This window comes from Pseudoalteromonas luteoviolacea H33-S (assembly GCF_001625695.1).
Classification (GTDB): domain Bacteria; phylum Pseudomonadota; class Gammaproteobacteria; order Enterobacterales; family Alteromonadaceae; genus Pseudoalteromonas; species Pseudoalteromonas luteoviolacea_B.
In genome coordinates this window covers 35943-42725 of the sequence record NZ_AUXY01000077.1, presented here as the reverse complement: position 1 = coordinate 42725, position 6783 = coordinate 35943, and the positions used below count along the sequence as shown (strand labels likewise).

At 41.4% G+C, this 6783-nt stretch carries 8 protein-coding genes; 3 read left to right on the top strand and 5 right to left on the bottom strand.

Annotated features, from left to right (window positions below):
• Positions 1-159: 159 nt before the first annotated feature.
• From N477_RS14140 to N477_RS14125, 4 genes are all read right to left on the bottom strand, one after another.
• Positions 160-552 carry a DUF6678 family protein gene (locus N477_RS14140; protein ID WP_063362771.1) on the bottom strand — a complete coding sequence of 131 codons (393 nt, stop codon included), beginning with the start codon at positions 550-552 and terminating at the stop codon, positions 160-162.
• Between the two features lie 134 nt (positions 553-686).
• Positions 687-1160: a hypothetical protein gene (locus N477_RS14135; protein ID WP_063362770.1), complete on the bottom strand. Its 474-nt coding sequence runs from the start codon at positions 1158-1160 to the stop codon at positions 687-689.
• Between the two features lie 130 nt (positions 1161-1290).
• Positions 1291-1626, bottom strand: a complete 336-nt coding sequence (locus tag N477_RS14130; RefSeq protein ID WP_063362769.1) for a hypothetical protein — start codon at positions 1624-1626, stop codon at positions 1291-1293.
• A 96-nt stretch (positions 1627-1722) separates the two neighbouring features.
• Positions 1723-2097 carry a hypothetical protein gene (locus tag N477_RS14125; RefSeq protein ID WP_063362768.1) on the bottom strand — a complete coding sequence of 125 codons (375 nt, stop codon included), beginning with the start codon at positions 2095-2097 and terminating at the stop codon, positions 1723-1725.
• 250 nt (positions 2098-2347) lie between these two features.
• On the opposite strand from N477_RS14125, the gene N477_RS14120 reads away from it, so the two are divergent.
• Positions 2348-3346: an integron integrase gene (locus N477_RS14120; protein ID WP_063362767.1), complete on the top strand. Its 999-nt coding sequence runs from the start codon at positions 2348-2350 to the stop codon at positions 3344-3346.
• A gap of 1 nt (position 3347) precedes the next feature.
• On the opposite strand, the gene N477_RS14115 is transcribed toward N477_RS14120, so the two are convergent.
• Entirely contained in the window at positions 3348-3860 is a 513-nt protein-coding gene (locus N477_RS14115; protein ID WP_063362766.1) for a M23 family metallopeptidase, read from the bottom strand.
• A 271-nt stretch (positions 3861-4131) separates the two neighbouring features.
• Between N477_RS14115 and N477_RS14110 the strand changes: the two genes are divergently transcribed.
• Positions 4132-5619, top strand: a complete 1488-nt coding sequence (locus N477_RS14110) for a PfaD family polyunsaturated fatty acid/polyketide biosynthesis protein (protein ID WP_081216520.1) — start codon at positions 4132-4134, stop codon at positions 5617-5619.
• Between the two features lie 14 nt (positions 5620-5633).
• On the top strand, positions 5634-6746 hold the full coding sequence (fabD, locus tag N477_RS14105) for an ACP S-malonyltransferase (RefSeq protein WP_063362765.1): 1113 nt from the start codon (positions 5634-5636) through the stop codon (positions 6744-6746).
• Positions 6747-6783 lie beyond the last annotated feature (37 nt).

Genomic DNA, 6783 nt, shown 5'->3' with positions numbered 1-6783 from the left:
GAAATTATGGCTTAAAGTTAGGCAAGGATCAGTGTGTATAACTTGACAGAGGGAGTCATACCAACACCCGCCTAACAGGCGAAAAATGCTTGGCTAAACTTAGGAACGAAGTGACGCAAGCCAAGCTTTTTGCGTCCTTTGTTGAGGCGCTTGTTATAACTACGTATACCCCAAAACCTTATATCCTGTAGGAGTTTGTGTAATTGGAAACTTAGCAATGGCAGAAAGGTGTTCAATTAAGCTTTGTACGTTGTTGTGTTCGTCAAGCATAAACTCTAACCACTCAATTTCTTTATAAATAGATGGTTCAATAAACCAATAATCATCAACATGCTCTTCAAATTGCTCTGAATGCGAGGTTTTCACTTGGTCACAACTAACCAGCTTATAAGTGATTCGATAACTCCGCTGTTCAAATGATGCAACAGCCTTGAGTAATTTAACCCACTTTGCATTACTCATATAGGAAACGGAAAACTTTCGGGCAATTACCGAATCCAAGCGCTGATAAGATTTAGCTAACTTTTCTTCCTGAACCTGAACTTTACTCATAGTTTCCAAAGTAGTTATAACGCCCTGATAATTGGCAAATTTTGCTGGGCTGTTTTTTGCCTGCGAAGCAGAAAAGCAAAAAGCGGTACAGTAAAATTTGTCCGATTAATCAGATTGTTAGTTGCGTTATTAAATTAAATACGACCAAATTTAGCATTGTTAAGCTTTTTTGCAATGTCACTTGATGATTCACCGAAAATACTTACATTTAGCTGCAAATGAGAGTTTGAGAACCCAGAAACTAGCTTTTCCTTTACATTTCTTTCACTAGCTTTATCACGCCTTAATTTTATAACTATATAATTTGCAGAAAACTTACCATACCCAATGTCTGATATATCTTGCCATGGTATGAAACCTTGATAGTTAAACGTCTTTAAAGCAGGATGTCGCAATCCATTCTCACAGGCAACTAAGGGCTGGAAAAAGCTATTTTTTAGTAATAGAAGTATGTATATCGGTACTATTGAACCTACAAAGCAAAAGACCGTTACTAACTTATGTTCCGATATGAGTGCGAACCAAGCAAAATAAGCCATTGTGCAAGCGGCAAATATAAGCATAAATGATAATAAGCTCACAAGAATTTTTGATGGTTTAATGATCATTAAATTTACGGTTTATCTCTAGCAACTAACGCCCTGTTAATGGGCGGATTACGCTTGGCTAAAATGAGCGAAGAATGAGCGCCAGCCAAGCAGTAAGGCGTCCATTTTAAACAATTTGTTAGGTAACCAACTACCCCGACATAAACAGAACCACGATAGATAACACAAATATTGCATTAGCTTTCCAAACACTGTTCTTTTTTGCGAACTTTAGAACTGATAGACCAGCTAAAATGGAGGTTAGTGCAATGAGAACAAACTTCAAGCTATGCGCAACATATGCTTGGTGTGTTTTATATTTCATTCCACCATTTGACACCATTGCTTCAGATCCGAACCTATATTCTTCAATCATTTTCGGCTGCTCTATAATTCCGAGCATGTAATATTCCCAGCCTACAACTAACAGCAATACCGATAGGTAGGCAAAAAGAAGGGAAAATAAAATTTTGCTCAAAACTCTCATGGTTACCTAACGCCTTGCTAAGTGGAAAATAATGGTTGGCTATAATCGCGAAGCGATGGCCAACTGTTATTTTTCCATTTAAGCAACTTGTTATGTTTACTTTAATAGAGAAGCAACAACCTGCATTGTTTGAGGGTTACTTGCAATATTAATTAAATTTGAAATTAATGTTGTGCTATTTAAAGCACCTACAGAGAATTTTCCCCAAAGGCTATTATTTTCAATTACCTTTTGCTTATCCTCATTTGGAGCGTTACGAACTGCAATAAGTAATTCTGCAAGTTCTTTGGGATCTGTATCGGTCGGTAACCCAAATTGTTTCATTAGGTCAGCATGCTTAATAATATTTATTCCTTGCCCGCCATTATTTGCAGTGTGAATATTATTACCTTCAAGCTCAACATCTCCCTCAATGCGAATACCATCACCACCATTGCCAACGGAAGTGACTCCATTTAATTTTATAACCATCAGTGACACCTTCTTGTAAACATAACATTTTTATCTACGACAAATGTCGCATAACAACAGCGTAATGTCTGCCGCATAACAACAGCTTTTCAAATACGCACTTTAATACCCTTAACCATAACAATAAGTTAGGCAAATGTCACCAGATTAGAAATGGTTAAAATATGTCACTTGTCGTATAACAGTGATATTTGACAAATACTGAGCACTGTATATATATACATATAAATAATTTAAAATGGAACTGCATATGAAATCACCATTTTTATCCATGATTCAGGAACATATGTATACGCAAAGATATGCCAAAAGTACTATTTCATGTTATCTCTATTGGATAACTGCCTTTATTCGATTTCATAATTTATTGCACCCAAAAACACTTGATGAGGAGGCGGTAGAACAGTTTTTAAGTCACCTAGCCAACCAACAAAACGTGGCTGCAAATACACAAGCTCAGGCGCTCAATGCACTTGTGTATATGTATAAAGAGATCATCAAACAACCATTGAGCCTATCGCTTAAGTTTAATAAAAGCCACCGCCAACAAAAGCTACCCATTGTATTGACTGAACGGGAAATCGTAGCACTGCTAACACACTGCCCTCATCAACATTTACTGGCAGTATCTTTGCTTTATGGCAGTGGTTTAAGGCTGATGGAAGTGCTAAGGTTACGAGTACAAGATATTGATTTTGATTACCATTGTATTCGCATATGGCAGAGTAAAGGAGGAAAAAACCGAGTGGTTACACTTGCCGCTCACCTCATAGAGCCACTTCATCAACAAATCAAAGTCGTCAGTGCATATTTACAAAGAGATATTCAAAACAAGCAATATGCTGGAGTCTGGTTGCCACACAAACTCAGAGATAAATATAAAAGCGCAAACAAACAACTTGGTTGGCATTATTTACTACCCTCTCATAAATTGAGTATCGACCCTGAAACACAACAACTTCGCCGTCACCATTTGGACCCACGGCAAATTCAAAGAGCGGTAAAAACGTCAGCAACAAGGGGCAAGATCACAAAACCTGTCACTCCACACACTCTTAGGCATTCTTTTGCCACTCACCTACTTCAAAATGGTGCAGATATCCGAACTGTGCAAGCTCAACTTGGGCATACAGATGTTAGAACAACACAAATATATACTCATGTTATCCAACAAGGCGCGCAAGGAGTAACAAGCCCATTGAGTAAAATTGCCACAGATCAAATAACGCCCTTTAGCAAAGTAAAATAACTCACTCCACCAAAACTTTACTTGGATCTAAATAAAACATTTTTTTCCACCCTTGGGTTTCAAGTGTTACAAGCCAAGGTAGCGGGATAAGTGACAAAATAGAATAATGTACGTGAGCAGGTTTGCCTTTGGCGTTGCCTGTATCGCCCAAAGTCCCAATGGGTTGACCTGAACTTAGCCACTGACCAGCATGGGTTATAACACTCTCTAGGTGCGCATAATAATGAATGCGCCATTTAGGGCCGAGCACAATCACCACTTTGCCGCCTTTATTGAACTGTCCTGAAAATAAAACAACGCCGCCGGATGCCGACAACACATCAGTACCTTTTTTCCCAAAAATATCTATGCCTTTGTGCACGCCCGAACTCCCCCACGGTTCGTACCAAAAAGTCTCTTGATGCCAATCATGAACACTTGCACCACGAACCGGTATGTGCAATTTCTCGGGCAGTGACAAACCAATTAGAATGATGAAAGTCACAACAAAGAGTAAATACTTTAGAAACCTCACACTGCAATCCTTAAAACTTTTGCTAATCAGTCCACATCAAAAACAGAATAATTTAGTTGCATAAAATGCACGAAAAAACATAACTTAGTAACTAACCAACCTTTAAAAGTAGATTAAATACTAAAACTCCTTAAAAAGTGCTGAATAACGCGCTGATCAAAATACAAACTAATAAACTAGTATTATAAAAATAAAATTTATTCCTCCATTTTGCTTTCATAATTATGTACCACCATGCGTTATAACTAAGATGATCCCGCTTGGAAATGGTATGCAGCACGCTATAGATCATGAAAACGTCCAGTTAACTGGTGTCGTTTGTGAACAAAAACATAACAACAAAAACCAACAAAGTACTAAAGTCACAAACAGCTTCGACTTAGCCAAGATTTCACCAAACAACCTTGGCTGTGCCAATTTTCGCAAGGACTATGGTCTCAAATATGCTTATTTGGCAGGCGGCATGTATCGTGGTATTGCCTCTAAAGAATTAGTTATTGCACTTGCAAATGCAGGCGTAATGGGCTTTTTAGGCACAGGTGGTAGACAACTAAAAGACATAGAGCAAGACATCGTTCATATTCAAAGTAAGCTGACACATGGCCAAGCATATGGGATGAATCTAGTGGCAAATTTAGACTCGCCAGATACCGAGCTTGCCACCGTAGAGCTCTACCTCCAATATGGTATAAAGTGTATTGAAGCCGCCGCGTTTATTCGTATTACACCCGCTCTGGTACTGTATCGCTTACAGGGTTTATACCAAGATGAGCAAGGTAATGTGCGCTCCCACAATAAACTGATCGCCAAACTCTCTCGCCCAGAAGTTGCTAATAACTTTTTAAGCCCAGCACCTAAGCAAATCGTCCAACAACTACTTGATGAGCACAAAGTCACGGCTGAGCAAGCCAAATTAAGCCAATCCATTTTTATGTGTGACGACATCTGTGTCGAGGCTGACTCAGGCGGCCATACAGACAGAGGCCTTCCCTGTGTTTTACTGCCCGCAATCCAGAGCTTACGGGACCAAAAAGTCGCTGAGTTTGGCTTTTTGCATTCACCGCGAATAGGGCTTGGTGGCGGCATTGGCACGCCAAGTGCTGCCGCAGCCGCTTTTATGATGGGCGCAGACTTTATTCTCACGGGCTCTATCAACCAATGCACCGTCGAAGCAGGTACATCCGATACCGTCAAAAACATGCTGCAACACATCAATGTGCAAGACACTGAGTATGCGCCCGCTGGCGATATGTTTGAATCCGGTGCCAAGGTGCAGGTACTGAAAAAAGGCAGCTTTTTTGCGGCGCGTGCCAACAAGTTGTTTCAGCTTTATCAGCAATATGACTCGCTCGACGCCCTACCACAAAGAACACAAGCACAGCTACAAGATAAGTACTTCAACATGAGCTTTGACGATATCTGGCAACAAACCAAAGACTACTTGCTTGCATCTAAGCGCCCACACGACGTAGAGCGCGCCGAAAAAGACGGTAAATATAAAATGGCCCGCGTGTTTCGCTGGTACTTTACCCACAGCATGAAGCTGGCATTTAGCGGCGATGAGCAAATGCGGGTGAACTTTCAAGTGCACACTGGCCCTGCTCTTGGTGCATTTAATCAATGGGTCAAAGGCACAGAGCTCGAACCATGGCAGAACCGTCACGTTGATAAAATTGCCGACAAACTGATGCAAGGCACCGCTGAATTAATGAATGCCAAGATGCAACAACTGCTGGCAGCTAACCTCGCTTACAAATAAAAAACGGAGTAGATATGAAAACATACATATTTCCGGGACAAGGATCACAATACGTCGGTATGGGCAAACCGCTTTTTGCTGAGTTTCCTGCGTATGTTGAGCAAGCCAGTGACTTGCTTGGTTACTCAATCTGCGAGCTGTGCTTGGCAGATCCCAACAAGCAGCTTAATCACACTCAATTTACTCAGCCTGCGCTTTATGTCGTCAGTGCCCTCGCTTTTTTACAACAGCAAAAACAACAGGGAGCTGCAGACTATTTGGCAGGCCACAGCTTGGGGGAATACGCTGCATTATTTGCCGCAGGTGCAATCAGTTTTGAAACTGGGTTAAAGCTGGTACAAAAGCGCGGTGAGCTCATGAGCAAAGCCGCCTCCGGCGCCATGGCCGCTGTGCTGAATGTCAGCGAATTTGACTTAAATAAGGCACTGACAGAGAACAACTTAAACACCATTGATATTGCCAATTTGAATGCGCCAGACCAAATCGTGATCTCAGGGCTTGCAGAAGGCATTAACCGAAGCCAAGCTTGTATTGAGCAGCTAGGTGGTCGCTTTATCAAACTCAATACCAGTGGTGCCTTTCATTCTCGCTATATGACCCCTGCGCAAACTGAGTTTGCTGAATTTATTCAAGGCTTTGAGTTTAACACTTTGCAAACACCTGTGATTGCTAACGTCACAGCACAGCCTTATCACCATGCAGATATCGCTCAGCACTTAATAGCGCAAATTACCCAACCTGTGCAGTGGACTAAAAGCGTTGAATATTTGCTCTCACAAGGTGATATGGACTTTGTAGAGCTTGGGCCAAAAAAGGTGCTCACTAAATTAGTGCAAACCATTGAAAAACAGTTTGTGAAGCCATTGCAACAAAGCACCGTAAAAACACCATCCAATAATCAAGTAGGCGTTACGCCGCAGCAGCAGATTGCACACTGGAATAACACGTATCCAGTGGGTACCGAGGTGCTTATTAAAGGCCAAACAACGCCCTACAAAACCCGCACTCAAGCCACTTTGCAGTTTGGCCACCGCCCTACACTTTATTTGCACGGTTTCGGCGGATACTTCCATTTAACTGATTTACGCCCTGCCCAGCAGCACGCGCGCATACCCGCAACGGCTTAAATCCACATGAATACAATCACTGGCCCAAGCAAGGCCA